The 25,648-nt window shown below is 41.9% G+C and carries 32 protein-coding genes and 1 riboswitch; of the genes, 13 read left to right on the top strand and 19 right to left on the bottom strand.

Features of this window, described 5'->3' with window-relative positions; genetic code table 11:
* Positions 1–114: 114 nt before the first annotated feature.
* Positions 115–1,317, bottom strand: coding sequence for a methionine adenosyltransferase (gene metK, locus MHH40_RS15610; RefSeq protein WP_050943510.1), 1,203 nt, complete (start codon positions 1,315–1,317; stop codon positions 115–117).
* A 195-nt stretch (positions 1,318–1,512) separates the two neighbouring features.
* A riboswitch (SAM riboswitch) is annotated at positions 1,513–1,646 on the bottom strand.
* A gap of 227 nt (positions 1,647–1,873) precedes the next feature.
* Here metK and pckA point away from each other — a divergent pair.
* Positions 1,874–3,460 (top strand): phosphoenolpyruvate carboxykinase (ATP), encoded by a 1,587-nt coding sequence (gene pckA, locus MHH40_RS15605; RefSeq protein ID WP_050943508.1) that lies wholly within the window; start codon positions 1,874–1,876, stop codon positions 3,458–3,460.
* Between the two features lie 45 nt (positions 3,461–3,505).
* Here pckA and MHH40_RS15600 read toward each other — a convergent pair whose 3' ends face one another.
* The 6 genes from MHH40_RS15600 to MHH40_RS15575 are packed head-to-tail and all read right to left on the bottom strand — an operon-like array spanning position 3,506 to position 8,642.
* Positions 3,506–3,748, bottom strand: coding sequence for a DUF2584 domain-containing protein (locus MHH40_RS15600; protein ID WP_003217584.1), 243 nt, complete (start codon positions 3,746–3,748; stop codon positions 3,506–3,508).
* A gap of 39 nt (positions 3,749–3,787) precedes the next feature.
* Positions 3,788–4,582, bottom strand: coding sequence for an alpha/beta hydrolase family protein (locus tag MHH40_RS15595; protein WP_050943506.1), 795 nt, complete (start codon positions 4,580–4,582; stop codon positions 3,788–3,790).
* A 26-nt stretch (positions 4,583–4,608) separates the two neighbouring features.
* A complete protein-coding gene (locus tag MHH40_RS15590; protein ID WP_050943504.1) occupies positions 4,609–6,090 on the bottom strand; it encodes a phytoene desaturase family protein in 1,482 nt (493 codons plus the stop codon).
* Positions 6,087–7,214 carry a glycosyltransferase gene (locus tag MHH40_RS15585; RefSeq protein ID WP_050943502.1) on the bottom strand — a complete coding sequence of 376 codons (1,128 nt, stop codon included), beginning with the start codon at positions 7,212–7,214 and terminating at the stop codon, positions 6,087–6,089. The genes MHH40_RS15590 and MHH40_RS15585 overlap by 4 nt, the downstream gene beginning before the upstream one ends.
* The gene (locus tag MHH40_RS15580) at positions 7,199–7,945 is read right to left on the bottom strand and encodes a lysophospholipid acyltransferase family protein (RefSeq protein ID WP_050943500.1); all 747 of its coding nucleotides are present in this window, start codon (positions 7,943–7,945) and stop codon (positions 7,199–7,201) included. Before MHH40_RS15580 ends, MHH40_RS15585 begins: the two co-directional genes overlap by 16 nt.
* Positions 7,914–8,642, bottom strand: a complete 729-nt coding sequence (locus tag MHH40_RS15575; protein WP_050943498.1) for a carotenoid biosynthesis protein — start codon at positions 8,640–8,642, stop codon at positions 7,914–7,916. The genes MHH40_RS15580 and MHH40_RS15575 overlap by 32 nt, the downstream gene beginning before the upstream one ends.
* A gap of 173 nt (positions 8,643–8,815) precedes the next feature.
* On the opposite strand from MHH40_RS15575, the gene MHH40_RS15570 reads away from it, so the two are divergent.
* The 3 genes from MHH40_RS15570 to MHH40_RS15560 are packed head-to-tail and all read left to right on the top strand — an operon-like array spanning position 8,816 to position 11,384.
* Positions 8,816–9,817 (top strand): ABC transporter substrate-binding protein, encoded by a 1,002-nt coding sequence (locus MHH40_RS15570; RefSeq protein WP_003217688.1) that lies wholly within the window; start codon positions 8,816–8,818, stop codon positions 9,815–9,817.
* Between the two features lie 15 nt (positions 9,818–9,832).
* Positions 9,833–10,603, top strand: coding sequence for an ABC transporter ATP-binding protein (locus MHH40_RS15565; RefSeq protein ID WP_050943495.1), 771 nt, complete (start codon positions 9,833–9,835; stop codon positions 10,601–10,603).
* Positions 10,604–10,637: 34 nt separating this feature from the next.
* Entirely contained in the window at positions 10,638–11,384 is a 747-nt protein-coding gene (locus MHH40_RS15560) for an ABC transporter permease (protein ID WP_371475125.1), read from the top strand.
* A gap of 30 nt (positions 11,385–11,414) precedes the next feature.
* Here MHH40_RS15560 and ytkD read toward each other — a convergent pair whose 3' ends face one another.
* Positions 11,415–11,891, bottom strand: a complete 477-nt coding sequence (ytkD, locus tag MHH40_RS15555; protein ID WP_034665337.1) for an RNA deprotection pyrophosphohydrolase — start codon at positions 11,889–11,891, stop codon at positions 11,415–11,417.
* Between the two features lie 248 nt (positions 11,892–12,139).
* On the opposite strand from ytkD, the gene MHH40_RS15550 reads away from it, so the two are divergent.
* Positions 12,140–12,793, top strand: a complete 654-nt coding sequence (locus MHH40_RS15550) for a TerD family protein (RefSeq protein WP_003217746.1) — start codon at positions 12,140–12,142, stop codon at positions 12,791–12,793.
* 22 nt (positions 12,794–12,815) lie between these two features.
* Positions 12,816–13,607 (top strand): AIM24 family protein, encoded by a 792-nt coding sequence (locus MHH40_RS15545; protein WP_050943494.1) that lies wholly within the window; start codon positions 12,816–12,818, stop codon positions 13,605–13,607.
* Between the two features lie 29 nt (positions 13,608–13,636).
* Here MHH40_RS15545 and MHH40_RS15540 read toward each other — a convergent pair whose 3' ends face one another.
* The 4 genes from MHH40_RS15540 to MHH40_RS15525 form a co-directional block, all read right to left on the bottom strand.
* On the bottom strand, positions 13,637–13,945 hold the full coding sequence (locus MHH40_RS15540) for a hypothetical protein (protein WP_003217683.1): 309 nt from the start codon (positions 13,943–13,945) through the stop codon (positions 13,637–13,639).
* Between the two features lie 43 nt (positions 13,946–13,988).
* Positions 13,989–14,393 carry a phage holin family protein gene (locus MHH40_RS15535; protein ID WP_003217754.1) on the bottom strand — a complete coding sequence of 135 codons (405 nt, stop codon included), beginning with the start codon at positions 14,391–14,393 and terminating at the stop codon, positions 13,989–13,991.
* A gap of 156 nt (positions 14,394–14,549) precedes the next feature.
* The gene (locus MHH40_RS15530; protein WP_003217712.1) at positions 14,550–14,741 is read right to left on the bottom strand and encodes a hypothetical protein; all 192 of its coding nucleotides are present in this window, start codon (positions 14,739–14,741) and stop codon (positions 14,550–14,552) included.
* Between the two features lie 125 nt (positions 14,742–14,866).
* Positions 14,867–15,304, bottom strand: coding sequence for a Dps family protein (locus MHH40_RS15525; RefSeq protein WP_044142138.1), 438 nt, complete (start codon positions 15,302–15,304; stop codon positions 14,867–14,869).
* 131 nt (positions 15,305–15,435) lie between these two features.
* Here MHH40_RS15525 and ytzI point away from each other — a divergent pair, with 131 nt between their 5' ends.
* Entirely contained in the window at positions 15,436–15,582 is a 147-nt protein-coding gene (gene ytzI, locus MHH40_RS15520; RefSeq protein WP_034665318.1) for a YtzI protein, read from the top strand.
* A gap of 8 nt (positions 15,583–15,590) precedes the next feature.
* Here ytzI and MHH40_RS15515 read toward each other — a convergent pair whose 3' ends face one another.
* Together MHH40_RS15515 and MHH40_RS15510 are read right to left on the bottom strand one after the other, a co-directional pair.
* Positions 15,591–16,025, bottom strand: coding sequence for a FixH family protein (locus tag MHH40_RS15515; RefSeq protein ID WP_044142137.1), 435 nt, complete (start codon positions 16,023–16,025; stop codon positions 15,591–15,593).
* Between the two features lie 114 nt (positions 16,026–16,139).
* Positions 16,140–16,613: an S-ribosylhomocysteine lyase gene (locus MHH40_RS15510; RefSeq protein WP_003217624.1), complete on the bottom strand. Its 474-nt coding sequence runs from the start codon at positions 16,611–16,613 to the stop codon at positions 16,140–16,142.
* A gap of 126 nt (positions 16,614–16,739) precedes the next feature.
* Here MHH40_RS15510 and yidD point away from each other — a divergent pair, with 126 nt between their 5' ends.
* Entirely contained in the window at positions 16,740–16,964 is a 225-nt protein-coding gene (yidD, locus tag MHH40_RS15505; protein ID WP_003217666.1) for a membrane protein insertion efficiency factor YidD, read from the top strand.
* A 1-nt stretch (position 16,965) separates the two neighbouring features.
* Here the strand turns inward: yidD and MHH40_RS15500 are convergent, their stop codons facing one another.
* Positions 16,966–17,532 carry a beta-class carbonic anhydrase gene (locus tag MHH40_RS15500; RefSeq protein ID WP_050943492.1) on the bottom strand — a complete coding sequence of 189 codons (567 nt, stop codon included), beginning with the start codon at positions 17,530–17,532 and terminating at the stop codon, positions 16,966–16,968.
* Between the two features lie 214 nt (positions 17,533–17,746).
* On the opposite strand from MHH40_RS15500, the gene MHH40_RS15495 reads away from it, so the two are divergent.
* Positions 17,747–18,736, top strand: a complete 990-nt coding sequence (locus MHH40_RS15495) for a metal ABC transporter solute-binding protein, Zn/Mn family (protein WP_003217657.1) — start codon at positions 17,747–17,749, stop codon at positions 18,734–18,736.
* Between the two features lie 76 nt (positions 18,737–18,812).
* On the opposite strand, the gene MHH40_RS15490 is transcribed toward MHH40_RS15495, so the two are convergent.
* A complete protein-coding gene (locus MHH40_RS15490; protein ID WP_003217579.1) occupies positions 18,813–19,055 on the bottom strand; it encodes a type B 50S ribosomal protein L31 in 243 nt (80 codons plus the stop codon).
* Between the two features lie 176 nt (positions 19,056–19,231).
* On the opposite strand from MHH40_RS15490, the gene MHH40_RS15485 reads away from it, so the two are divergent.
* From MHH40_RS15485 to MHH40_RS15470, 4 genes are all read left to right on the top strand, one after another.
* On the top strand, positions 19,232–20,563 hold the full coding sequence (locus MHH40_RS15485) for a cytochrome ubiquinol oxidase subunit I (RefSeq protein ID WP_003217550.1): 1,332 nt from the start codon (positions 19,232–19,234) through the stop codon (positions 20,561–20,563).
* A gap of 21 nt (positions 20,564–20,584) precedes the next feature.
* A complete protein-coding gene (locus tag MHH40_RS15480) occupies positions 20,585–21,631 on the top strand; it encodes a cytochrome d ubiquinol oxidase subunit II (protein WP_170966031.1) in 1,047 nt (348 codons plus the stop codon).
* Positions 21,632–21,699: 68 nt separating this feature from the next.
* Positions 21,700–21,858 carry a DUF1540 domain-containing protein gene (locus MHH40_RS15475; RefSeq protein WP_008360682.1) on the top strand — a complete coding sequence of 53 codons (159 nt, stop codon included), beginning with the start codon at positions 21,700–21,702 and terminating at the stop codon, positions 21,856–21,858.
* Positions 21,859–21,883: 25 nt separating this feature from the next.
* Positions 21,884–22,075, top strand: coding sequence for a hypothetical protein (locus MHH40_RS15470; RefSeq protein ID WP_050943488.1), 192 nt, complete (start codon positions 21,884–21,886; stop codon positions 22,073–22,075).
* Positions 22,076–22,181: 106 nt separating this feature from the next.
* On the opposite strand, the gene menC is transcribed toward MHH40_RS15470, so the two are convergent.
* The 3 genes from menC to menB form a co-directional block, all read right to left on the bottom strand.
* Positions 22,182–23,306, bottom strand: a complete 1,125-nt coding sequence (menC, locus tag MHH40_RS15465; RefSeq protein WP_050943486.1) for an o-succinylbenzoate synthase — start codon at positions 23,304–23,306, stop codon at positions 22,182–22,184.
* A complete protein-coding gene (locus MHH40_RS15460) occupies positions 23,293–24,753 on the bottom strand; it encodes an o-succinylbenzoate--CoA ligase (RefSeq protein WP_050943484.1) in 1,461 nt (486 codons plus the stop codon). Before MHH40_RS15460 ends, menC begins: the two co-directional genes overlap by 14 nt.
* A gap of 71 nt (positions 24,754–24,824) precedes the next feature.
* Entirely contained in the window at positions 24,825–25,643 is an 819-nt protein-coding gene (gene menB / locus MHH40_RS15455; RefSeq protein ID WP_003217719.1) for a 1,4-dihydroxy-2-naphthoyl-CoA synthase, read from the bottom strand.
* Positions 25,644–25,648: the final 5 nt, after the last annotated feature.

The raw sequence follows: 25,648 nt of genomic DNA, 5'->3' as shown, positions 1-25,648 counted from the left end.
TAGACCTATAATTAGACAGTTATTTGTCCGATTTTGTTTCACATTTTTTCGCTTTTTGTAGAATTTTTTTTAATCAAAAGGAAAACCGCTTAAAATAAGCGGTTTTATATGTTGTTATTGTCCTAATGCTTCCTTGCGAAGCGTATCGGCTTTATCCGTTTTTTCCCACGGAAGATCTAAATCATGACGGCCGAAATGTCCGTATGCAGCTGTTTGTTTGTAGATCGGACGACGCAGGTCAAGCATTTTAATAATGCCAGCTGGACGAAGATCGAAGTTCGCACGAACCACTTCAATTAATTTTTCTTCAGAAGCTTTTCCTGTTCCGAAAGTATCAATTGAAATCGATACAGGCTGTGCAACACCAATTGCATAAGCAAGCTGTACTTCACAAGAATCTGCAAGGCCAGCAGCTACGATGTTTTTCGCTACGTAACGAGCAGCGTATGCCGCAGAACGGTCAACCTTTGTTGCGTCCTTCCCAGAGAAAGCACCGCCGCCATGACGAGCGTATCCGCCATACGTATCAACGATGATTTTACGTCCAGTTAAACCAGCATCCCCTTGAGGTCCACCGATCACGAAACGGCCAGTTGGGTTAATAAAGTATTTTGTCTGTTCATCAATTAGTTCACTTGGAACGACAGGGCGGATGACATGCTCTTTTAAGTCGCTTTGAATTTGTTCAAGCGTTACTTCTGGTGCATGCTGCGTTGAAATAACCACTGTATCAATACGAACAGGTTTATTTTGGTCATCATATTCTACTGTTACTTGTGTTTTTCCATCTGGACGTAGATAAGCAAGTGTTTGATCCTTGCGTACTTCAGTTAAACGGAGAGATAATTTATGCGCTAGTGAAATCGGCAGCGGCATAAGTTCTTCGGTTTCGTTGTTGGCAAAACCAAACATCAATCCTTGGTCACCTGCACCAATCGCATCAAGTTCTTCTTCAGTCATTGTGCCTTCACGTGCTTCAAGCGCTTTGTCTACACCTTGCGCAATATCAGCAGACTGTTCATCAATAGATGTGAGCACTGCACATGTTTCCGCATCAAAACCATATTTCGCACGCGTGTAGCCAATTTCCTTAATCGTGTCACGCACCGTCTTTGGAATATCGACATAAGTAGACGTTGTAATTTCTCCGCTTACTAATACGAGACCCGTTGTAACAGAAGTTTCACAGGCAACACGTGCATTTGGATCTTTCTTTAAAATTTCATCCAAAATGCTGTCTGAAATTTGATCACAGATTTTATCCGGATGTCCTTCCGTCACTGATTCTGAAGTAAATAAACGACGATTTTGACTCATAATGGCTATTTCCTCCTGTACAAGACCACATCATCCCAAGATGAGGTCTCCAATATGATACGGAACTCGTTCCCTCTTATATTTGAAAACGTTTCTATTAGAGATGTTATTGGCAATTTGTTCATATGATATCCCAAAAATAAAAAAACCATTTCCTTCATTGCGAGGAAAGGGTCTGAGATCGCATGCCTTTCACTCTTATCGCTCAAGGTGTTCTTGTACCTTGCATCAGGTTAGCACCTTGGTTTCTCAGCATATTCATGCCTTTTCATAAGAAACCGGTTGCTGGGCTTCATCGGGCCTGTCCCTCCACCAACTCGGGATAAGAGTATCCGTTCAATAAGATATCTTATCTTAAATACTTGTATCATGTCAATGCTTCATCAGAATTATCTTCCCTTTTTTTCACCACGTTATTAGCATCACCAAAAAGCATATTTTCATAGCAGAAATGAAAAAACACACACAAAAATATTTAAATAGTATAGACTATTATTACGAATGTGTTATACTAATCGAAACAAAACAAATTCAACGGTAAAGGAAGGGTTTTTTTATGAACTCAGTGGATTTAAAAGAAGATTTGCAGTCATTGCTCTCATTAGAAAATACGCACCAAAATTTATCTGTTCCGAAACTTGTTGAAAAGATTTTGGCACGTGATGAAGGCGTTTTAACATCAACAGGAGCTGTCCGTGCTACAACCGGTGCCTACACAGGACGTTCGCCTAAAGATAAATTTATCGTGAAAGAAGAAAGCTCTGAACATAAAATTGATTGGGGTCAAATCAACCAGCCGATTTCTAAAGAAGCATTTGACCGTTTATATACAAAGGTTGTGTCATACTTAAAAGAACGTGATGAACTATTCGTCTTTGAAGGATTTGCCGGTGCAGATGAAAGATACCGTATGCCAATTACAGTGGTAAACGAATTTGCATGGCACAATCTCTTTGCAAAGCAGCTATTCATCAGACCTGACGGATCAACACCTTCTTCAAACGAAAAACCGTTCACCATCTTATCTGCACCGCATTTTAAAGCAGATCCTGAAACAGATGGCACAAACTCTGAAACGTTTATTATCGTTTCTTTTGAAAAACGTACCATTCTGATCGGTGGAACAGAGTATGCAGGAGAGATGAAAAAGTCCATCTTCTCTGTCATGAACTACCTGCTTCCTGAGCAAGATATTTTATCCATGCACTGCTCAGCAAACGTCGGTCAAGAAGGCGATGTCGCACTATTCTTCGGCCTTTCAGGTACTGGGAAAACGACGCTTTCTGCAAGCGCAAGCCGCAAGCTGATCGGTGACGATGAACACGGCTGGTCTGGCTCAGGAGTCTTCAATATTGAGGGCGGATGCTATGCGAAATGTGTGAACTTAAGCGAAGAAAAAGAACCGCAAATCTACAAAGCCATCAGCTTCGGATCAGTTCTTGAAAATGTTGTGCTTGATGAAGAAACACGTGAAGCGGATTATGATGACACGTTCTTTACTGAAAACACACGCGCTGCTTACCCAATCGAAATGATTGATAACATCGTGACGCCAAGTATCGCAGGACACCCATCTGCCATTGTCTTCTTAACAGCTGATGCATTTGGCGTTTTACCTCCAATCAGCCGTTTAACAAAAGAACAGGCGATGTACCATTTCTTGAGCGGTTACACAAGTAAATTAGCAGGAACTGAGCGCGGTGTCACATCACCAGAAACGACATTCTCTACTTGCTTCGGTTCACCATTCTTGCCGCTTCCAGCTCACGTTTATGCTGAAATGCTTGGCAAGAAAATTGATGAGCACGGCGCAAAAGTATTCCTTGTGAATACAGGTTGGACTGGCGGAGGCTATGGTACAGGCAAACGTATGAACCTAGCGCATACAAGAGCAATGGTGCAAGCAGCGATCGAAGGCGACCTCGACAACGCCGAAATGATCACTGATGACATCTTTGGATTACACATCCCGCTTCATATTCCTGGCGTTCCAGATGAAGTGCTTCAACCTTCTAAAACATGGGATGACCAAGAGGCTTATCAAGAAAAAGCACACTTCCTTGCCAATGAATTTAAAAAGAACTTCCAAAAATTCAGCCACGCAGCAAGTGACATTGAAGCCAAAGGCGGACCACTCGTATAATCAAATGACAAAAGCTGAGGGGAATCATTCCCTCAGCTTTTTTTGTTAGTTCGTTGAATGTAATGAGACGAGACGGTAAGTGACCTTTGTCACATTGTCTGTAAGCTCTAGCTTTTCAACGTGTGCTGTCCCTGTTTTTTCTCCGTCTTTCGTTTTACGCACCTCAAGCGGAATATTTAATGGATAAATGCGGTACCCTTCCTTCATGAGTTCAAATACATTCTCTTCAATTCTTGTCTCTTTTCCCTTCGTGACAATCATTGTATTAAATTCAACAGGCATTCCCATATTGAAAATCCCCCTACTTTCTAAAATTCGTTATACTGCTTATTTTACCACATTTCCGCTTTTCCGGCTGTGCATCCACGTCGTCAGCCTTCTGACAATTTCCCGATTATGCTGCGGCGGAAAATAATGGTTGTATCCATGGAAATACCAAGTCTCCACTGACTTTCCGTGCTGGCGCAGCGCATCTTCTAATAAATACGCATGCTCAATGGATACATTCTGATCCTCTTCTCCGTGGATGATGAGAACAGGCGCTTCAATTTTGTCTACATCATTTAAAGGCGTTCTATCCTCATAGGCCTCTGGCACTTTGTGCGGGGGACCGCCAATCACACGTTTCATCATCCTTCTCATATCCACACGCTCTTCATAGGTGAGCTTCATATCACTGACGCCTCCCCATGTCACAAAGGAAGCGGCCTCCTGTTTCATTTCAACAGCGGTCCAAATGCCCATAATGCCTCCGCGCGAAAAACCAAAGATATGAATACGCTCCTGCTTCACCTTTTTATGATGCTTTAACAACTGAAAGGCAGCAAAAGCATCTTTCCGGTCCTCTCCGGCAAAGTCTTCGTTCCCTTCGCCTCCCTGATTTCCTCGGTAAAAGGGCGCAAATACAACAAATCCCTGCGCGGCAAATTGCACAATCCGGCCTGGTCTGACCATTCCCACATTTTTTATGCCGCCTCTTAAATACAAAAAGCCGTCATAGAGACCTTCTCCGGCCGGTTCTGCGAGCAGCCCTTTGATCCGAAGTCCATCTGCCTCATAGGTCACTGTAAATAAGTGAATATGCGGATGGGGGGACGGAAACCTTCTTTTTTCCACAATCACTTGATTTCTCTCCTTTTCATCTGTTCTTACGTCAAATGCTTGATGATCGCTTCTGCAACGAGCTGGCCTGATTTAGTCACCATCGGCGTGCCGCCGCCTGGATGACTCGTTCCTCCAACAAACCATAGCCCTTCAATGTCCTTTGACTGATTATTGATGCGGAAGAACGCCTGCTTGAACGAGTTGGAAGACATACCATAAATGGCTCCATGATATGCGCCCGTTTTCTGCTGCAGATCAAGCGGAGTTTGAACCGCTTCATATTCGGCCACCTTATCCAGATCAAAGAGACCCTTTTTCTTTAATTTTGTTTTCATATGCTGCGGGTATGTCTCCTTTAGCATGTCCCAATCGTGTTCATTTGTCACATAAGGCGCATTCGCCAGTACAAACAAGTTGCTTCTTCCCGGTCCTCCGCTTAAAGCTGGTTCTGAATGACCTGAATAACAGATGTAAAGCGTTGGATCCTGAGGCAGTTGTTTTTTCTGAAAAATATCCTTGAATTCTTGCTCATAATTCTCTGGGAAAAACACATTGTGATGGGACAGCTGTTCATAGACTTTAGGTACACCTAATAAGAGAACAAAGCCAGATAGTGACGGTTCAATGACAGTAAGCTTTTGATTTAAAAAGCTTGGGCGGTCTTTTTCATCAATCAGATGGCGGTAGACAGTCAGCGCGTCCGCTCCGGAAATGACTTGATCTGCTTCATACATCTGGTGAGCCGTTTCTACTCCTTTGATTCGCCGGTCCTTCACATGAATCTTGTTGACTTGTTCATTCAGGTGAATCTGTACGCCTAATTCCTTTGCCAAAGTCTCAAATGCTTCAACTAAACGATATGTACCGCCCTTTATTCCATATATCCCTTTCTCCCCTTCTAAATACGCCATCATATTAAAAATAGCCGGAGCCTGATAGGGAGAAGAGCCGATGTATGTAGCATACCGTCCAAACATCGCCAATGTATGCGGATGATGGAAATATTGACGCAGCAAGCGTTGAACGGTTGTAAACGGTTTGACAGAGAGAAGTGCTTTCACGAGCTTTACATCCGCCTTATCCTTCCACGTCAATAACAAACGATTTAAAAACTGATCCTCAGCCTGTTGAAAAAGCATCTTTGATTCCTGTAAAAATGCACGGTATTGCTTCGCATCTTCAGGACTGAATGCTGCAATTTGTGATTCCATCTGCTCAATATTCGGCGTAAATTCGACCGTATGTCCATCTGAAAAAACATTTTTGGTCAGAGGAGAAATCGGATAAAATGTGACGTAATCCTCCATCCTTCTATGACAGGAAGCAAATACTTCCTCAAAGTATGACTTCATTGTAATGGTACTCGGTCCTAGATCAAAAGAATAGCCAGCCTCCTGATGGCGCTGCAATTTCCCGCCTAAAGCTGCTTCTTTTTCTAATATGGTGACCTGAATCCCGTGTGACTGTAAGCGGATCGCTGCTGATAATCCGCCAAGCCCGCCGCCGATGATGATCACTTTTTTCATTCGTACCTTCTCCCTTTCCATTCATACCCTTCTTTTTTCAGCCCGATTCTCATAGAAGCAAAGCCAATGGCGATCAGACTCAAAATACTGACCGGTAATAAAAAGGCCATTGCAGATGTTCTTCCGTTCTCAATATCAATTGCCGCTTTGATCGACACACCTAGTCCGTAGCAAAGAATGGCTAAGCATATACTAAGCACATCCAGCTTTAGCAAAGCCACCATCAAGCAAATGATTGGAGCCAAATAAAGCAGGGTGTATAAACAAAAGACACTGCTTAACAAAGCAATGCTTCGATTGACACCTGGAAACAAATTTTTCCTGTAACCTTCCCATACCTCTTGTCCACTCTCATACATTCTCATATACACAAACGGATGAATGCTTGCAAGTGTGAACGGAAAGCCTTGTTCCTTCACCCGTCTAGCCAATGCCATATCATCCACTAGCGAATCCTTAATCGCTTCATGCCCGCCTATGTCGTGATAGCAATTCTTTTCAATGGCAATAAAGCCTCCATGTGCGGCGGCAAAAGCCGGATTCTTTGATTTTCTGACCCACTTCACAGGCAGATGACAGCCAATCGTAAACATCATCATGGGAACGACAAGATGCTCAAAGAATGTTCCTGTTTTTTGCTCTGGGAAACCTGACAGCATGCCCGTTTTTTGCGCGCATAACTGCTCGTACACAGCTTCAATTGCTCCCCGTTTCAACCGGACATCCGCATCTAAAAATAACAGCCAATCAGAAGCCGCCACCTCAGCGAGCTGAGAACAGGCGTATGATTTTCCTAGCCAGCCTGGCTTTAATGGCCGGCCTGACTGCACACGAATCCATGGATATGTTTGTGAGAAGCGCTCCACAATCGCTCTTGTCTGATCGGTCGAATGATCATCAAGTACAATCACCTCTTTCGGATAAAGACGTTGATCAACGATCGACTGAAGACAGGCTTCTATCCGTTTCTCCTCATTTCTAGCCGGAATCAAGATCGATAACGAAATGGGTTCATCTGGCGAAAAGGAAGCGGGCTTTAACACAGGAAACTGCTTCATATTCCATATGGTGAATAGAAACTGACAAAGCAACAGCACACTGATTACAGTTAAGAAGAGCGCCATGTTCTCACCCACTTTTTAAAAGAATCAAACGCATCACTTGTTGACTGACTTGTCCTTGTGATCTGTTTAAATTCTTCGTTTATTGAAAAATCAGGATCCTCAATGACCTGTGCTTGATGCCTGTTTAACTGCGTTTCAAGCAGATCGCCAAGCATACGCGTCACATCCTTGCTTCGCAGGGAGCTTCCAGATACGATGGCATCATCACCGAACACAACAGAAACTGTCGGCTTTTGAAATTGATTAAATGTATACTGCAAGGTTACAGGCTTCACCACAACTTGTTCAAATCGCCTCACTAAAAAAGAAGCCCCTCCTTCCAGTTGAAGCGGCCGCACATCCTGATGCATAATTTTCCCCTGTGGAAAAAGCCATACCGCTCCGCCGTCCTGCATGTTCTCTTTTGCTGTCATTAAAGCTTGTTTCACGCTTCTCAGGTTCTCTTTATGAACCGGAAACGCCCCAAGCTTACGGAAAAAAGCATATTGCTTCAGCTGCTTCTCTTCCATCATCATGTAGTGATCAAGTTCAGACGCTTTTTCTGTTAAAAGAAAAATGATCAGTCCATCCCACCATGAGCTATGATTGGCGAGATAAAGAACAGGCAGGTTTTCCTTCGGGTCCACCGAGCCTTTCATCATCACACAGCGGAAATGCTTATGGAGCAAATATCGCTCTAGATAAAGTGAAAATAGACGTCTAAACGATCGGCTTTTGTCGCTTTCTTTCAAATCGAACCCTTCCTTCACACAAAATGACAATGATCAGTGCTAAATAAAAAATGACATCGAGTCCGCCCTTTAATGCCAAAAGACCAAAAAAGAACACCATCGCCTGATAAATACGACTCGTCCAGCTGAGTGCCTTTTGATCAATTGAGACAAGCGGGAAAAGAAATGAAAGTCCTGCTCCAATCATACCCCAGCTCACAAAATTCTCAAAAGGAATACCATAAAACCCACCGCCGTCATACCACACCCAAAACTTCCGCTCAGCTGCTACTGGATCTAATATGAGGTCAAGCAACACAATCCATATCCCCGTTTCGACGGCTCGTCTCCACTTTGACTGCTGACTGGATAAAAAAAGGCTGTTTAAAAACACGCCAACCCAAGCAAATGCAATGGTTAACGGCACCCCCGCCACTAGAAAACCTAGCGTCGGATAATAGTCATAGGCCCCAAATGGGAACCCCGTTGTGATCCCTACCCACTCCACCGTAAATGTAAGCACCCCGACAATGACTGCCCTTTTGATGACAAACCCCCATGACCCATAAATCTGTCGCCCAATCTCTATGACGCAGCAAGCATACAGCACAAGAAAGATTCCGTTTGCAAACTGAAGCCATGCTGGCACTTCAAAAAAGACCATTAAGATCAGACCTACTAAATACCATCCAATAAATACCCAACTCAATCTATACACGAAACCGCTCCTTTATTTCTGCCAAATTCAAGAAATCCTTCATGCCTCTAGTATAGAAAAAAAGACGCGTTCTATAAATAAACAATGCGCTTCTTATTTTCATCTAGGCACTCACCAAAAATCCCTTTTCACATACTTTAATAGTGATCTAGAACAAAGGAGGCGAATTACTCTTGAATCGTTCCATCAAAGTCAGACTGGCATTCATCGTCGTCGTCCTGCTCTTTATTCCATTTGTCGCCTGTAAAAAAGAACAGGAGCAGACCGTACAAGTAGCCGAGGTGACCCATTCGGTCTTTTATGCTCCGCTATATGTCGCCTTATCAGAGGATTTCTTCAAAGAAGAAGGCCTGGAGGTTGAACTAAAAACCACTTGGGGCGGCGATAAAACGATGACAGCTCTCTTATCAGGCGGTGCTGATATCGCACTGACCGGGTCTGAATCCTCTATCTATGTAGAGGCTCAAGACACAAAGGATTCTGTCATAAACTTTGCACAGCTGACGCAAACAGACGGCACATTTCTTGTTTCAAGGGAGAAAGTAAACCAATTCTCTTGGGATCAATTAAAAGGTAAAGATTTCTTAGGACAGCGGAAAGGCGGCATGCCGCAAATGGTCGGTGAATATGTCTTGAAAAAAGAAGGCATTGATGTAAAAAAGGATCTTCGTATGATTCAAAATATTGATTTTGCCAACATTTCAGGTGCGTTCTCCTCTGGAACTGGCGATTTTGTACAGTTATTCGAACCGACCGCTTCCTTACTCGAAAAAGAAGGTAAAGGGTACATTACCGCCTCCTTTGGAGAAGCTTCTGGCAAGGTGCCATATACCACCTTCATGGCAAAGAAGAGTTACTTAGAGGAAAACAAAGAGACCGCTGAAGCGTTCACCCGAGCCATTTACAAAGCGCAGAAATGGGTAGAAGCCAAGCAGCCTGAGGAGATTGCAAAGGCCATTCAAGCTCATTTTCCTGATACAGACCTTGATGTCTTATCAACTGCCATCAAACGCTACAAACAGCAAGATTCCTATGCAACAGATCCCCTTCTAAATGAAGAAGAATGGAACAAATTGCAGGAAATCATGAAGGAGAGCGGTGAATTGCCGGAATTTATTCCGTACAAACAACTTGTCGATTCATCCATTGCAAAGAAGGTCACAGATCACAAATAGAATAGGAGGTAGCACATGTCTTTCCTTCAAATTGACCATGTGACCCATACGTACTTCTCTTTAAAAGAAAAAACAACAGCTATACAGCACATCAATATGGAGATAGACCAAGGTGAATTCATCTCATTTATTGGTCCCAGCGGCTGCGGAAAAACCACCTTGCTGTCTATCATCGCAGGAATTACGCCGCCCTCTGAAGGTCGAATTTTAATCGAAGGAAAAGAACCAAATCAACAGGAGCATCAAATCGGCTATATGCTCCAGCAAGATTATTTGTTTCCTTGGAAGACCATCAAGGAAAATGTCATTCTCGGGTTAAAAATTGCGAAACAAGATTCACATGAGTCCGTCTCAGCTGCCCTTGATTTACTGCCAAAGCTTGGACTGCCTGAAGTCGAGGAAAAATATCCGAAGGAGCTGTCTGGCGGAATGAGGCAGCGTGCGGCTCTCGCCCGAACGCTTGCAGTTGATCCCGGTCTGCTTTTACTAGATGAGCCATTTTCAGCGCTAGACTACCAAACCAAACTCACATTAGAAGATCTCGTCTTTCACACATTAAAAGACTATCAAAAAACAGCGGTTCTTGTGACACATGACATCGGTGAAGCCATTGCGATGAGTGACCGCATTTTCTTATTCTCAAAGCACCCAGGCTCTATCCAGCGAATCTTTACCGTTCCAGACGACATAAGGGCTCTCTCTCCATTTGAAGCGAGACAGACCACGCATTTCCAAGAGCTCTTTCAAACGATTTGGAAGGAGCTGAAAACAGTTGAAACACAGTGACCTTTTACATGAAGCCTATCGCAAAAAATACCGAATGGAAAAACGGATCACACGTATCTATCAGCTCATCATATTTGCCAGCTTCTTTTCGCTTTGGGAGCTTGCCAGTCATTTCAGGTTCATTGATCCGCTTATTTTCAGTTCACCCTCTGCGGTCTGCCAATTGTTTGTGCAAAAAATTCAAGATGGTTCTCTAATGAATCATATGAGTATTACATTATTTGAAACGGTGCTCGGTTTTCTACTTGGTACCTTTTGCGGCATTTTGCTCGCTGCCGCCTTATGGTGGTCCACCCGATTAGCAAACGTTCTTGATCCTTATTTAGTCATTTTAAATGCCATGCCGAAAGTTGCCCTCGCCCCCATTTTAATTGTTGCCCTTGGACCTGGTATGATCAGCATCGTCGCCATGGGTGCGATCATTAGTGTGATCATTACGACGATCGTCATTTACACTGCCTTTCAAGAGGTCGATGAGAATTATTTAAAGGTGATGAAAACCTTTGGCGCGAAAAAAAGCGTCGTCTTTCGTGAGGTCATTTTGCCAGCTAGTATTCCAACGATGATTTCTGCCATCAAAGTGAATGTTGGTCTTTCTTGGGTTGGGGTCATTGTAGGGGAATTTCTTGTATCCTCAAAAGGGCTCGGCTACATGATCATTTACGGCTTTCAAGTCTTCAACTTTACACTCGTGTTCTTAAGTCTTTTCATTATTGCTGTGTTTGCGACCATCATGTACCAGCTTGTGGAATGGCTCGAACGCCGTTTTCTCCAAAAATAAAAAGCACAGGGAGATCTCCCTGCGCTTTTTTTAACGAATCAAACCGTTCTTTTCTAAATAAGCAAGACTTTGTCTTAACACATCATCTTTCATAATAAAACTGAAATTCTTATTTTTTGCGATGGATCTTGGCAAGTCTGCGAAAAGAACAGGTCCTTTCGTTTCAAAATACGTGTCTTGCTTCACTAGCCTTTCAATATCAGCGAAATAAATATTTTTTACGATGACCTTTTCTCTGCCTAGCACCTGATACTGACCAATATACGTTAATTCACGAACAACAGCACCCGTCTCTTCTTGAATCTCACGTATAGCGGCTTGGTCTGCTTCTTCATTTGGCTCAACTTTCCCTCCTGGAAACTCATAGCCCCGATCCTCATGTTCAGTGAGCAGCCATTTCCCCTGGTAACGGCAGATAGCCCAAACATGCTTTGGATGACTTGAAAAAGGCTTCTCTTCAAAGGAGAGCTTGACCGTATTATGATAATAGTCTTTAAATACATGCATGTGAAATCCCTCATATCCTGTCCTTGCTTCTTGTAAAACATCATACCACAGATCACATTTCTCTGAAGAATTTTTATCAAAAGTGAAACAAACGAGTGGTTTCATTTCGTCTGTATTTAAAATGAGGTCTTGTTGCTAAAACCTTTTTATCATCCCCAACTTCACCCTATTTTAATCATGAAACCTTTTATCCCTTGATGACGTAAATCAATTATTGTTTGTCCTATTACGACAAGGAGGAAAACAGCATGAGGATAACAAATGGGTCAAAACAAGAAAAAGATCAATCGCTTACGCCCAGTAAAATTGAAAAAGATGACGCCCCTCATGAGGTGATCAAGAAACACCTCATCAAAGGGCAAAAGCTAGATTTAACTAAAGACAATCCAAATATCGACCAAATTCAAATCGGGCTTGGCTGGGATTTGGCTGGCCAGCCAATTGATTTAGATACGCAAGTGTTTCTCTTAAATGAAGAGGACAAACTGTTGTCTCCAAGCCATCTGATCTATTATCATCAGCAGCAGAGCTTAGACGGAGCTGTTCGCCATCTTGGTGATCATCAAGTTGGCGGCGGATATCGAGACAATGAAATGATCATTATGCAATTAAGCAGAGTCTCTCCTGATATTCATAAAATCGTTGTAACAGCCACGATACATGATGCACACGAGCACAAGCATCATTTTGGACAAGTGACGAACGCTTATGTGCATCTGACTGATCAAATATCACAACAAGAGATTTGTACCTTTCAATTAACAGAAGATTATTCGTATTGTACCTCCATCATTTGCGCCCAACTCATAAGAGATGAGGAAGAATGGAAAATTATCGCCACCGGACAAGGAACTACGCTAGATTTAAATGATTTATGCCGCATCTATGGATTCACATCTTGACGCAGGAAAGGAGCCGGCACCAATGGGATTTCAATTCAACACAATAGAAGAACTCACTTTACAAGCAGAAGGCAGCGGAATCTTTTTTGCGAAAAAAGGCGCAATGATTGCCGATCAAGGTACGTTTCAATACCGCAAACGACTACTCGGTACGAACAAAGGAAATATGGTCAGTCAAGTATTTAACCATATCAGCAGAAAATTGACAGGTGAAAACCTTGAGGTGATGGAAGTAAGTGGACGAGGTACTTGTTATTTGGCTGATTCCAGCGAGCACGTGACAGTGATTAACCTTGAGCCGAGCGGTCCTTGGCAGCATGTAAGTGTAGAAAGTGAGGATTTACTTGCCTTTACTGAGGAATGTCATTACGGCGTGACACCAGTAGGCGTAGGGATTTTATCACAGAAAGGACTGTTTACATCAAAGCTCTCCTATCAAGGCCACGGGGCGCAGGTCGCCATTAAAACAAATGGAAACCCGCTCATTTTAAAAGCCCCTTGCCGTGTAGACCCTGACGCCATCGTCGCTTGGACAGGTAAAGCACCGAAGGTCAAATTAGATGTGAACTGGAAGACCCTCATCGGACAAACATCTGGTGAATCCTACTTATTTGAGTTCCAAGAACAAGACCAAATTGTCATTATCCAGCCATCTGAGCGTACATCCGGCTTACGGGTTGGTTTAGATGATAACCGTTATAAGCCTCAGAGCCAGAACTCCTCCCATGAATTCACTAATTCACAGACATCTCAGCAAGAGAATAGAGGGGGGCTTAGTGATCTGATCGGAGGCATCTTACAACCGCGAAAATAAAAGCATGTAGAAAATCTCTACATGCTTTTTCAATTCATTAATCCATTTGTTTCAATAAAGTTCTTTGTCTCTTCATTCCCGAGCTCGAAAATCATTGAGTATATCTCTTTTCTTTTTCGATCCATTTCATCATTCGGACTGTCATAATGATATTCAAGATACGGAACATGCGCTCGAAAGAAGCCTTTCCAATCTGTCATATACTGTTCATCGAAATAGTCTCTCAGCTGCAAAATTTGATCATCGTCTGCTTCTATTTGAAATTGCCAAGCCGCCGCATCTCTATGCTGAGATATCGACCCATCCTGTACGGATACATAATATGTGTGTCTCGTCATCTGATTCATCCTTTTTCCTTTAGTATGACCAGATATAAAGAAATTACGGCTTTTTGCGCAATTTATTTTTTAACATGTCCAACACATCAATAAACAACTGTGGAATGGGAATTCCGAGGGCATTGGCTGTCGAGACGATTTGGTAAGATTCATAAATAATATAGAAGATGATCGCTAAATCCTTAATCATCCCATTTGTCTTCAGCATGACATCGAAGAAATGCGCCATGGATATTAAGGAGACCGTCACAATCTTTCGAACAAGCCGTGTAGAAAAACGTTTCATTGTGAGCTGTCCTGTCAAAGATTCTCTTAGGCTTGAACAAATTAATTCAATGGCCATGAGTGTTACTAATATCATCAGTAAATATCCTGCTCCACCAAACAGAAAGCCCATCGCTGACAAACTGACTGTAAACAACGAAAAGATGCCTAAATCTTTGCTCACTTGGCATCAACATCCTTTCAGAGTGGAACTCCTTACCTCAATAGTATATGTCAGATCCTCGCAATAGCTTGGACGACAAAAAATAAAGGCGTCGCCTTTTAAATCAGAGAGAGTGATGACAAGGAAAAAAGCCACCTTGTGCGGCGGCTTCCATCTTTAGACTCTCACATCAATAAAGCGAGCGTCTGAATCCTTTGGTTGAACAGCTTGAGGCTGCTGCTGAACTTGATCCAGCATGACCATGGCTTGTGCTGTATTCGTAGCAAGCTGTGAATTCAACAAACTAATATTAAGTGTTTTTTGAATGCTCGCGACTTGCTGACTCATCATTCCTGCAATAGAAGACATCTTCTCCCCTCCCTTCTCTTTTCTCTTCGGCTGAAAGCCCTATGATTTCAATGGGCTGTCTGTCCCGATTCCAACAAAAAAGGAATGTCGATCTCTTCATGATCGACATTCCTTCCACATACGTATTATCCTAAAAATGCTTTAAGCATCCAGTTGTGTTTCTCAATAGATTGATGAATCGCAAGCAACATATCACCTGTTGTTTCATCGCCAACTTCTCCAGCCAGCTCCATTCCTTGCTTTAATTCCTCAGCGATATTGGAGAAATCATCATATAGATTTTTCACCATTTGCTCCGCTGATTCATTACCTTCAGCTTCTTGAATACTAGAAATTTCCAAACATTCTTTCATTGTCGCAACAGGCTTTCCATTTAACGCGAGCATACGCTCAGCCAAATCATCAATGTATGTCGCTGTTTCTGTATAAAGTTCCTCAAATTTCTCATGGAGTGTAAAGAAGTCTTTTCCCTTTACGTACCAGTGATAGTTATGTAATTTTACGTAAAGCACAGTCCAATCAGCTACTTGTTTATTGACGACGTGTAATAATTTTTCAGACATGTTTATTCCTCCTTATGTAATTGCGTTTAGTATGAGAATACCCTTTTCCTATTATACTGAAACCTGCCATGAATTTCTTCTATTTTGACTGCATGAAATATATGTTAATATGGAAATAAGGAGGGAGTTAGATGCTGCTACTTGGAATTATCAGCTTTATCATTATCTCAATCGTTGTCTTTTTATCGTTGTGGACAACATCGAAGGCTTATGAATATAAGCATAAAATCGATTCACCACAGGATGCTGAACCAAACCAACGTCCTAACCCGAAATAAAATGACACTTAATGATGTGAGGTTTCTTCTTCAGTAGATGAACTCTCTTTTTTCACATCACCTACATGGATATTTGTCTTTGGCATATTATGCTGCTGTTTAGCTGTCACATGGACTTGTATGATATAAAGGCCATCTTTTTTAAAGGCTGTATGCAATTCATATACACCTTTGTTCTCTTTCTTTGGCTGAATCATCTTGCTGTTATCCTTATCGCCATCTTTCCACACTTCAAATTGAACTTCGTCTGCATCATCAACAGGCGTATCACCATATGTGACAGCTGCTTTTACTATAACGCTTTCATTTTTCTCCACTTGTTCAGGTCCTGTAAGCTTCACTTCTAATAGCTCAGGTACCTCCCCTTTGCCACTATTTGCTGCAGAGTTCCCACATGCACTTAGTAACAAGAGCATCAATATCATTCCCAACATTTTTCGCATCCCGAGTTCCCCCTTCTTTTACTGACATGTCCATTTTAACAAATATCCCCTATTTTGACATCTCATGATCGAATACAAAAAAACCGGACATCATCATGTCCGGTTTATGATCGATTAACCAAATACTTTTAGAAGCTCTTCTTGATCTTGAGAAAGCCAGAAACGCATCAAACGTTTTGCCCCTTCAAGGTCATGAAGCTTCGCTTGACCGCATTGCTCTTCGTTTGCAGCAGGAATCTCTGTTACCTCAACTGCATCCTTGAATGTTGCATCAAGAAGTTCAACGATTTCTTTTGGAGTTGGTGCACCACTGACCACTAAATAGTAGCCTGTCTGGCAGCCCATTGGAGAAATATCAATGATATCAAAATGGTCGTATTTCTCTGAGTGTGTTCTAATGTTAAACGCAAGTAAATGCTCTAATGTATGAATCGTATCAGGTTTCATTGCTTGTTTGTTTGGCTGACAAAAACGAATATCAAATTTATTGACTTCTCCATCTGATCCCACTTTATGAACGCCACAATGACGAACGTATGGCGCTTTTACAGCATTATGATCAAGTTCAAAGCTTTCAACTGAAGGCATAATCACCACTCCTATAATTGCAATTTCCTATATTATAACATATTTCTCCGACCAGTTTAGTTTATAAAACTTTCCTTCCTTGTCCTTTTTTCTTATACTGTGGAAGACAGACAAGGAGGAACTTCTATGAAACAAATTTTTATCGGCATCATACGCTTTTATCAAAAGTGTATTTCCCCTCTTACACCGCCTAGCTGCCGGTTTTACCCAACATGCTCAAACTACGGGCTAGAAGCGATCAAAACGCATGGCGCTTTAAAAGGCGGCTGGCTCACCATCAAACGGATTTTAAAATGTCATCCGCTCCATCCTGGCGGCATCGATCCTGTCCCGCCGAAAAAGGAAAAATAAATTATTTTTCTTCATATCCGTTGACGACTACGTCAAGCTTGCCAGTTCCTGGATCAATGACAAGACCGTGCACAGGCACATTTGATGGGAGAAGCGGGTGATTTTTGACAACGGACACACTGTCCTTCACGCTCTCTTCAACCGAACTAAAGCTTTTGAGCCACTGTTTAAAATCGATTCCTGAGTATTCCAGTACTTCAATACGTTTTTCTGGGATACCACGCTCAATGGCTTTGTTTAAAAGTGTTTGGCTGTCTATTTTGCTCATACCGCAATCATGATGCCCAATGACATAAACCTCGTCAGCATTTAATTCATAAACAGCCACTAAAATGCTTCGCATAATACTTCCAAATGGATGAGACACAAGAGCACCAGCACTTTTAACGATCTTGATATCTCCATTTCTCATGTTCATTGCACGTGGAAGCAACTCGACAAGTCTTGTATCCATACATGACAGAATGACAGATTTTTTCTGTGGAAACTTCGTTGTTGTAAATTCTTCGTATTTCTTTTCTTCAATAAATTGTTGATTATATTCGATGATTTCTTCTAAAAGTTTCATACGTTGTCCATTCCTTTATCTTTTTTTAAAAATAAATATAGCACAATGTGAGAAATTTCGTCACGTTTTGCAGCGCATTTTTTTAAAAGGAAACATATGCTGTTGAAAATTTTTTATTTTCCTCTTTTCAAATCGTAATTATTACGATACAATAACTCAGGACATTAAATCGTAATCATTTCTATCTAATAGATTGAGAGGAGACATTTTTCACATGAAAAAAATCTTTTATATGTTAACAGCTGCTTTATTTGCGATCGGTCTTGCCGCTTGCTCAAGCAGTGCGGGGACAAATGCTTCAAAAGGGAAAGCAGACGGAAAACTAACCGTTTACACCACAATTTTCCCGATTCAAGATTTCACTGAAAAAATTGGTGGTTCTCATGTTCATGCGCAAAGCGTGTACCCTGCCAATGCAGATGCACACAGCTTTGAACCAAGTTCAAAAACGATGGTTGAAATGGCTGAAGGAGACGCCTTCATCTACAGCGGCACAGGCGCTGAAGCATTCGCTGACAAAACCGCTTCTACGTTAAAAGACCAAGGCGTGAAAACAGTCAAAGCAGCCGAAGGCATCAAATTGTTATCGACAAAAGAAGAGCATTCACATGAAGAAGGCGAAGACCATGATCACGATCATGAAGGGGAAGATCATGACCATGATGGACACGATCACGGAGATAAAGATCCTCATGCATGGTTAGACCCTGTTTATGCACAGCAAATGGCAAAAAACATTAAAGATACACTCGTTTCATTAGATCCAGATCATAAAGACGAATACACAAAAAACTATGAAAAACTAAAAAAGGATTTGCAATCGCTAGATCAAGAGTTCAACACAACGTTATCTAAAGCAAAACATAAAGAAATCCTTGTTTCCCACGCAGCCTACGGTTATTGGGAAAAGCGCTACGGCATTGAACAAATCAGTGTATTAGGGTTATCCGCTTCTGAAGAGCCTTCACAAAAGCAGCTCGAAAGCATTGTACAAAAAGCTGAAAAGCATCACATTCAATATGTGATTTTTGAAAACAACGTCAGCAGCAAAGTCTCAGATACGATCCGCAGTGAAATTGGGGCAAAAAGCCTCACACTTAAAAATCTAGAATCTATTACTGAAGATGATGCCAAAAATGGAGAAAGCTACGTCAGCTTAATGAAACAAAATCTAAAGACCTTAAAAACCGCTTTAAATGATTAATTGTTAAAATCCCGGATGATTATTCGGGGTTTTTTGCTGTAAAAAAAGCACACCATTGTAGGGTGTGCTTTTTATATTACATTTGATACTTTTTCTTAAACAACTCGGCTCTTCCGCCTTTTTCTCCGAACTTTTGGCGTCCTGTATAAAAAGGATGCGTATCAGAGCTTGTTTCTACTTTAATGACAGGATACGTTTTCCCATCTTCCCATTCTACTGTCTCATTGGATGACTTTGTCGATTTACTCAAAAAGCGGTAACCGCTGTTTACGTCCATAAATACAACTTCATGTGAGGTTGGATGAATATCTCTTTTCAATGTCAAAACTCCTTTCGTTATCAAAACGTAATTATTACGTTTTATTTTTATATTCTACTCCCTCTCTTACAACTTGTCAAAAATCAAGCTTTCTTAGTCAGGAAGAATAATCTAAAAATGGTGGAGAATAATAACATCATGAAAAAGAGAAGCGATAAGAAAGGCGGAGAAAAAAATTGACTGATCTCGTTTTAGCTAGAAGCCTGTTCGGCACAACCATGGGCTTTCACATTATTTATGCCTCGCTTGGTGTCGGCATCCCGCTAATGATTTTGTTAGCTGAACTCATCTTCCAAAAAACGAAGGACCCTCACTATGCTGTCATGGCGAAACGGTGGACGAAAGCGCAGGCTGTCTTGTTAGGTGTCGCCATTCCAACAGGCACGATTGCTGGTACCCAGCTCGCTCTTCTATGGCCAGGTTTTATGGAGGTCATCGGAAAGGTCATGTCACTGCCATTTCAGATTGAAATTTATGCGTTCTTTATTGAAGCATTATTTATGTCTATTTATGTGTACGCAGCGGATCGCCTATCACCTGCTATGCGCATCATTACTGTTATTTTTGTCGTGATTGGTGCAGCCGCTTCAGCGATTCTGATCACAAACGTACATGCGTTTGAAGGTACTCCTGCTGGCTTTCAAATGGTCAATGGAGAAATTACGAATATCGAGCCCTGGAAGGCCTTTTTCAATCCAAGCTTTGTCGTAACTGCGACACATGTCGTGCTGTCTGCTTTTACAACAGGTGCTTTTGTGATTGCATCAGTGGCAGCTTTTAAAATGCTTAAAACAAGAAAGAATGAGAAACTCTATACGTTTCATCGAAAAGCCCTTTTTCTTGGACTTATTGTAGGCGGCCTCTTCTCATTTCTTACGGCCATAAATGGTCATGAGTCTGCTCAGCTTCTGTATGAATATCAGCCAGAAAAATTAGCTGGTGCTGAAGGTTTATTTGAAACACAATCACATGCGCCGCTCGCAATAGGTGGTTTTACTGATGCTGATTCAAAGGAAATTAAAGGAGCAATTGAAATCCCTTGGGCGCTTAGCTTTCTGGCAGGAAATAGCTTTGATACGGTGGTCAAAGGCTTAAATGATTTCCCTCGTGACGAGTGGCCGCCTTTATTTATTCACACGTTATTTAACGGCATGGTCATTATTGGCTCAGTTCTCATTTTGTTTGCGGTGTTAGCACTGCTTTACCGTAAAATTTTAAAACGCGAGCATTATCCGAAGTGGCTCCTTTTTCTTTACTTATTCGGCGGGCCCCTTAGTCTTTTGGCCATTGAGTTCGGCTGGATCTTTGCATGTACAGGCCGTCAGCCATGGGTCATTTATCGAATGCTCAAAACCTCAGAGGTCGTCACATCATCAGGCTCGATCGGTACGCTCTTTATCCTTTTTGCCATTGTCTATCTCATCTTAGGCATAGCAACTGTGATTGTGCTGACGTACTACTTTAGAAAACATTCGATTGAAGAAGACCTACGGTTAACAGAATCTTAAAAAGGAGCGATCAAGATGCAAATGGATGTGACAACTGATGCACTCATTGCAATCACCATCTTATGGGGGTTCGTTTTTATCTATGCAGTGATGGCATCAATGGATTTCGGCGCAGGATTTTGGTCCATGATTTATATGAATAAAGAACAAACAAAGGCCGCTAATATCGCAAATAAGTACCTTTCTCCAACATGGGAAGTAACTAACGTATTCATTGTGGCAATTGTTGTCGCATTGTTTAGTATGTTTCCAGGTGCGACCTTTGTCCTTGGTACTGTTTTATTAATACCTGGCAGCATTATATTATTGCTTCTTGCACTGCGAAGCGGGTTTCTCGTGTTTTCTCATTCTCTTCCTAAAAAATACAGAAAAGCAGTGACTTACATTTCAGGGATTAGCGGCTTTATCATTCCATCGATCCTGATCATGGTTCTTCCGATTACTCATGGTGGATTTATCTTTGAGGAGAACAACAACTACTCATTAGATCTTGGACTGGTCTTTACGAGTGCAAATGTCTATTCTTTTGTCGGCTTTGCCATTTTCAGCACCCTTTTTCTTTCGTCATTGCTTTTAGCTGATTTCTCGAATGTGGCTGATGAAGATGAAGCTTATAGCATTTATAGAAGAGGAGCGCTCATTACGGGTCCGCTTTCACTCATGATGGCCTTTTTCATCATGCTAACATTAAGAAGCGAGGCAAATTGGCTGTTTACAAAAATGATGCAGAACATCCCTATTCTTCTTGTATCACTCCTGATGTTTTTGCTAGCAGGGCTGGCTCTATTTTTACCAAATAGTCGGTTTAAGCATAGAAAAGGCCGGCCTCGTTTAGCTGTCATTGCGATTACCATTCAATATTTTTTAGCAAGCTATGTGTACGGACGTGCCCATTTGCCTTATATGGCCTATCCGGATATTACAATCATGTCTGGATTTACAGACCCTGTGACATTTAGAGCATTATTTATCACGTATATTGTAGGTTTTATCATATTATTCCCTGGGTTCTATTTCTTCTGGAAATTGTTTATGAAGGATAAGCGCTATATTCGCCAGGAAGATTAACTTGAATGGATGAGGTTCATTTCGGTTACATTATAGAAGAAAGACATACTCAAAAGGAGGTCATCTGTATGAGTCAAAAAATCCTTTGTGAAGTCAATAACTGTTCCTATTGGAATGCTGGAAACCGCTGTGGGGCAGATGCAATCTATGTCGTCAGCCACACAGGAAATACGGCTGAAAAAAGTGAAGAAACGGATTGTAAAACGTTTAAACCACAAGATCTTTAAGTCTCATTTAAGGAGGCGCTTCGCATTGAAACACGATCGGCTGCTTCAAACGTTTTTTTATGAAATTCACGACGCGGACGAAGCCGCATTTTATCAGGCTGCTCACTCCTTTTTAAACCTTTGGGATTATGAATATGGCCATGCAGCAGACATGCCCAGTGAAATGAATCACTATATTGGACAGCTTGCTTATGACAGCGAACTGGTAGAAGAGTAAGAAAGAGCGGATCACCGCTCTTTCTTTTTTGTTGAGACAGGAAGGAAAAACTTTCTCTCACTATATATAGATTTTATTGGATGTGCAAAAGGTGAATACCTTATTTTCACATCACAAAATCATGTTTTGTAAAGACGTCAATTTTATCTGAAAAGGAACGAAGCGCTTGATAATCCACTTCTACGCCCATTCCTGGGGAACGAGGCACCTCAATAAAACCATTTTCAACCTTGATTTCAGGATAAATGATATCCTGCTCCCAATATTTTGACGAAGCGGAAATATCACCTGGAATTGTAAATTGCGGAAGCGAAGCAAGTGCCACGTTCTGTGCGCGAGAAATGCCTGTTTCAATCATTCCTCCGCACCATAACGGAATTTGATGCTCCTTACTGAATGTATGGATTTTAAGGGCTTCTGTCAGCCCTCCAACTCGTGAAGGCTTCACATTAATAATTTGACAGCTGCCAAGCTCTACAGCTTTTCTAGCATCATCTAAGGAACAAATACTTTCATCCAAACATATCGGTGTTTTTAAATGCTTTTGCAAATGGCGATGATCGACGATATCATCTGCAGCTAATGGCTGTTCAATCATTAATAAACGAATGTCATCGAGCTGTTTGAGCTTGCTAATATCCTTTAATTCATAAGCAGAGTTTGCATCCGCCATTAGTGGAAGGTGAGGGAAAGACTCTCTAATTTTTTTAAGGAGTCCGATATCCTGTCCCGGCTTAATTTTCACCTTCACCCGCTGATAGCCTTGGTCCACAAATTGCTGTATTTGCTTCAGCATGTCATCAATGGGTCCTAACCCCGCCACAACACCAGAAGGTATTCTATCCTTGGTGCCGCCTAATACATCTCGTAACGACTTATTCTCACGCTTCGCATAAATATCCCAAACAGCCGCTTCAATTCCCGCTTTCGCCATCCTATTACCTTTAAATTGGTACAGGCTGTCTGGTATTTCTGAAGGGTGTGTAAAGGTGCGTGTCAGCACATTTGGTATAAAAAAAGCTCTCAGCATATGGTAACAAGTCTCAATGGTTTCTTCTGTATACCAAGGAGAAGAAAAGGCTGACACCTCTCCCCATCCAGTCAATCCCGTTTGATCTTTTACCTCGACAATAATAAACTCACGCTCTGAGATGGTCCCAAGACTTGTGGTAAATGGCTGCTTGAGCTTCATCGTGACATGATATAAAATCACTCGTTCAATTTGAATCATCTAAAAACCCCTTTGACTTGAGTCTGTGCCTCTGCAATTTATTTGACGCATTTCTTGGCAGCTCGTCCACAAAGTGAAAAGCGGCAGGCCATTTATATTTTGCTAGATGCGACTCACATAAAGCATAGAGCTCGTTCTCCGGTATTTTATGGTCTGTGACAAGAAAGGCAGCTGGTACCTCTCCCCATCTATCATCATACATACCCGTCACTCCGGCTTCCTTTACATGCGGATGTGTTAACAGGATCGCTTCAATTTCAGCAGGATAAATATTCTCACCGCCAGAAATAATTAAATCTGAACGGCGGTCAAGCACAAATAAAAATCCTTCCTCATCCACATAGCCGATATCACCCGTTTTCAGCCAGCCTTGATCAAAAGCAGCCGCGGTCGCCTCTTCGCGGTAAAGGTACCCTTTCATGACATTTGCCCCTTTCACCATAATTTCGCCATGCTCAAAAGGACGACAAATGCGTGTACCATCTTGAATTTTCAGCTCACATCCAAAAAGGGGTTTTCCCGCTGATCCAAGCTTCTCTACACTAAATTCAGGCGCAAGGGTCACAATTTGTGAACAGGTTTCTGTCATGCCGTACGATTGAAACACAGGGAAGCCTTTCTCTTTGCTTTCTTGCAGCATCGCAAAAGGCGCAGGTCCTCCGCCTAATAACAGACAGCGCAAAGAAGACGGACATTCTTCCAGCCTGCTTAATAAACGGGATAACATCGTTTGAACAACAGATATCATCGTCACACGATGCTGTTCAATCGAACCCTTTACTTCATCGACATCAAACTTTTGATGAAGTACGACAGTCATCCCATAAATCACAGACTTAAATAAAGCGGATAACCCGCTAATATGAAAAAGAGGCAGTGCAATAAGCCAGCGGTCATCCTCTCTGAGGCCCATATTGAGTGCAGAGGAAACAGCACTATAAAAATGATTACCAAACGTTTGCTCGACCCCTTTTGGTTGTCCTGTTGTGCCAGACGTATACATGATCGTTGCTGTTTCATTCAAATCAAATTCGCTTTCGATTTTCTTTCCATTGTCGTGACCTGCTTCTGGTAAAGTCTCCATTGTATAAACGGGTAGATCACCCTTATGATCACTTGCATAAACAGGTTCAGTAAATAAAGCGGCTGCTTTTGCATCTTCAAGTTGATAGCGCCTTTCAGCTTTTGTTAACTTATTGTTCAATAGCACGATTTTGAATCCTAATGAAAAACAAGCATGAACAAGCATCACCATTTGAGGCTGGTTGTTCATCAAAAGCCCGACCGTTTCCCCTTTTTTTAATGATGCTTGTGCAAGTCTATTTGAAAGCTCATTGACTTCATCAGCTAAATCGCGAAATGTCCACTGTTTATCCTGAAAAATGAGTGCGACTCTTTCTGGTGTTAAATAAGCACGGTGCAGCAGCCAATTCGGTTGCTTCATCATGACACCTCCTTTTTGTAAAAGAAAACAGCTTAGTCTGATGCACTAAGCTGTTTTTCATCGCTATGATTGAATCAAGGGAAACGCGGGAACTGACCGAAGTCCGGCTTGCGTTTTTCCTTAAAGGAATCGCGTCCTTCTTTTGCTTCATCTGTTGTGTAATAAAGAAGTGTCGCATCTCCTGCAAATTGTTGAATTCCAGCTAATCCATCCGTATCTGCATTAAATGCAGCCTTCAAGAATCGTAAAGCAGTCGGGCTCTTTTCTAGCATCTCCTCGCACCACTTCACTGTTTCCTCTTCAAGCTGCTCTAATGGTACAACAGTATTAACAAGTCCCATATCAAGCGCTTCTTGTGCATTGTATTGACGGCATAAGTACCAGATTTCTCTCGCTTTCTTATGACCAACAATACGTGCAAGGTAGCCTGAGCCATAACCAGCATCAAAGCTGCCTACTTTTGGACCAGTTTGTCCAAAAATCGCATTATCTGCTGCAATTGTCAGGTCACATACAATATGAAGAACGTGTCCGCCGCCGATTGCATAACCAGCAACCATTGCAACAACAGGTTTTGGAATCACACGAATTAAACGCTGTAAGTCGAGTACATTTAGACGCGGAATTTGATCGTCTCCTACATAACCGCCATGACCGCGTACTTTTTGATCTCCACCAGAACAGAATGCTTTGCCGCCAGCACCTGCAAGTACGATCACACCAACATTCGAATTATCACGAGCACGTGAAAATGCATCAATCAATTCACTCACAGTCTTTGGTGTAAACGCGTTATGTACATGTGGACGATTAATCGTGATCTTTGCAATCCCATTGCATGTTTCATATAAAATTTCGTCATATTGACGCTCAGTTTGCCATTCAATAGCCATCAATA

It is taken from the genome of Bacillus sp. FSL K6-2431 (assembly GCF_038005165.1).
Taxonomy (GTDB): domain Bacteria; phylum Bacillota; class Bacilli; order Bacillales; family Bacillaceae; genus Bacillus; species Bacillus pumilus.
Note: the sequence above shows the minus strand (reverse complement) of the source record. Positions and strands in the feature narration are given on the sequence as shown.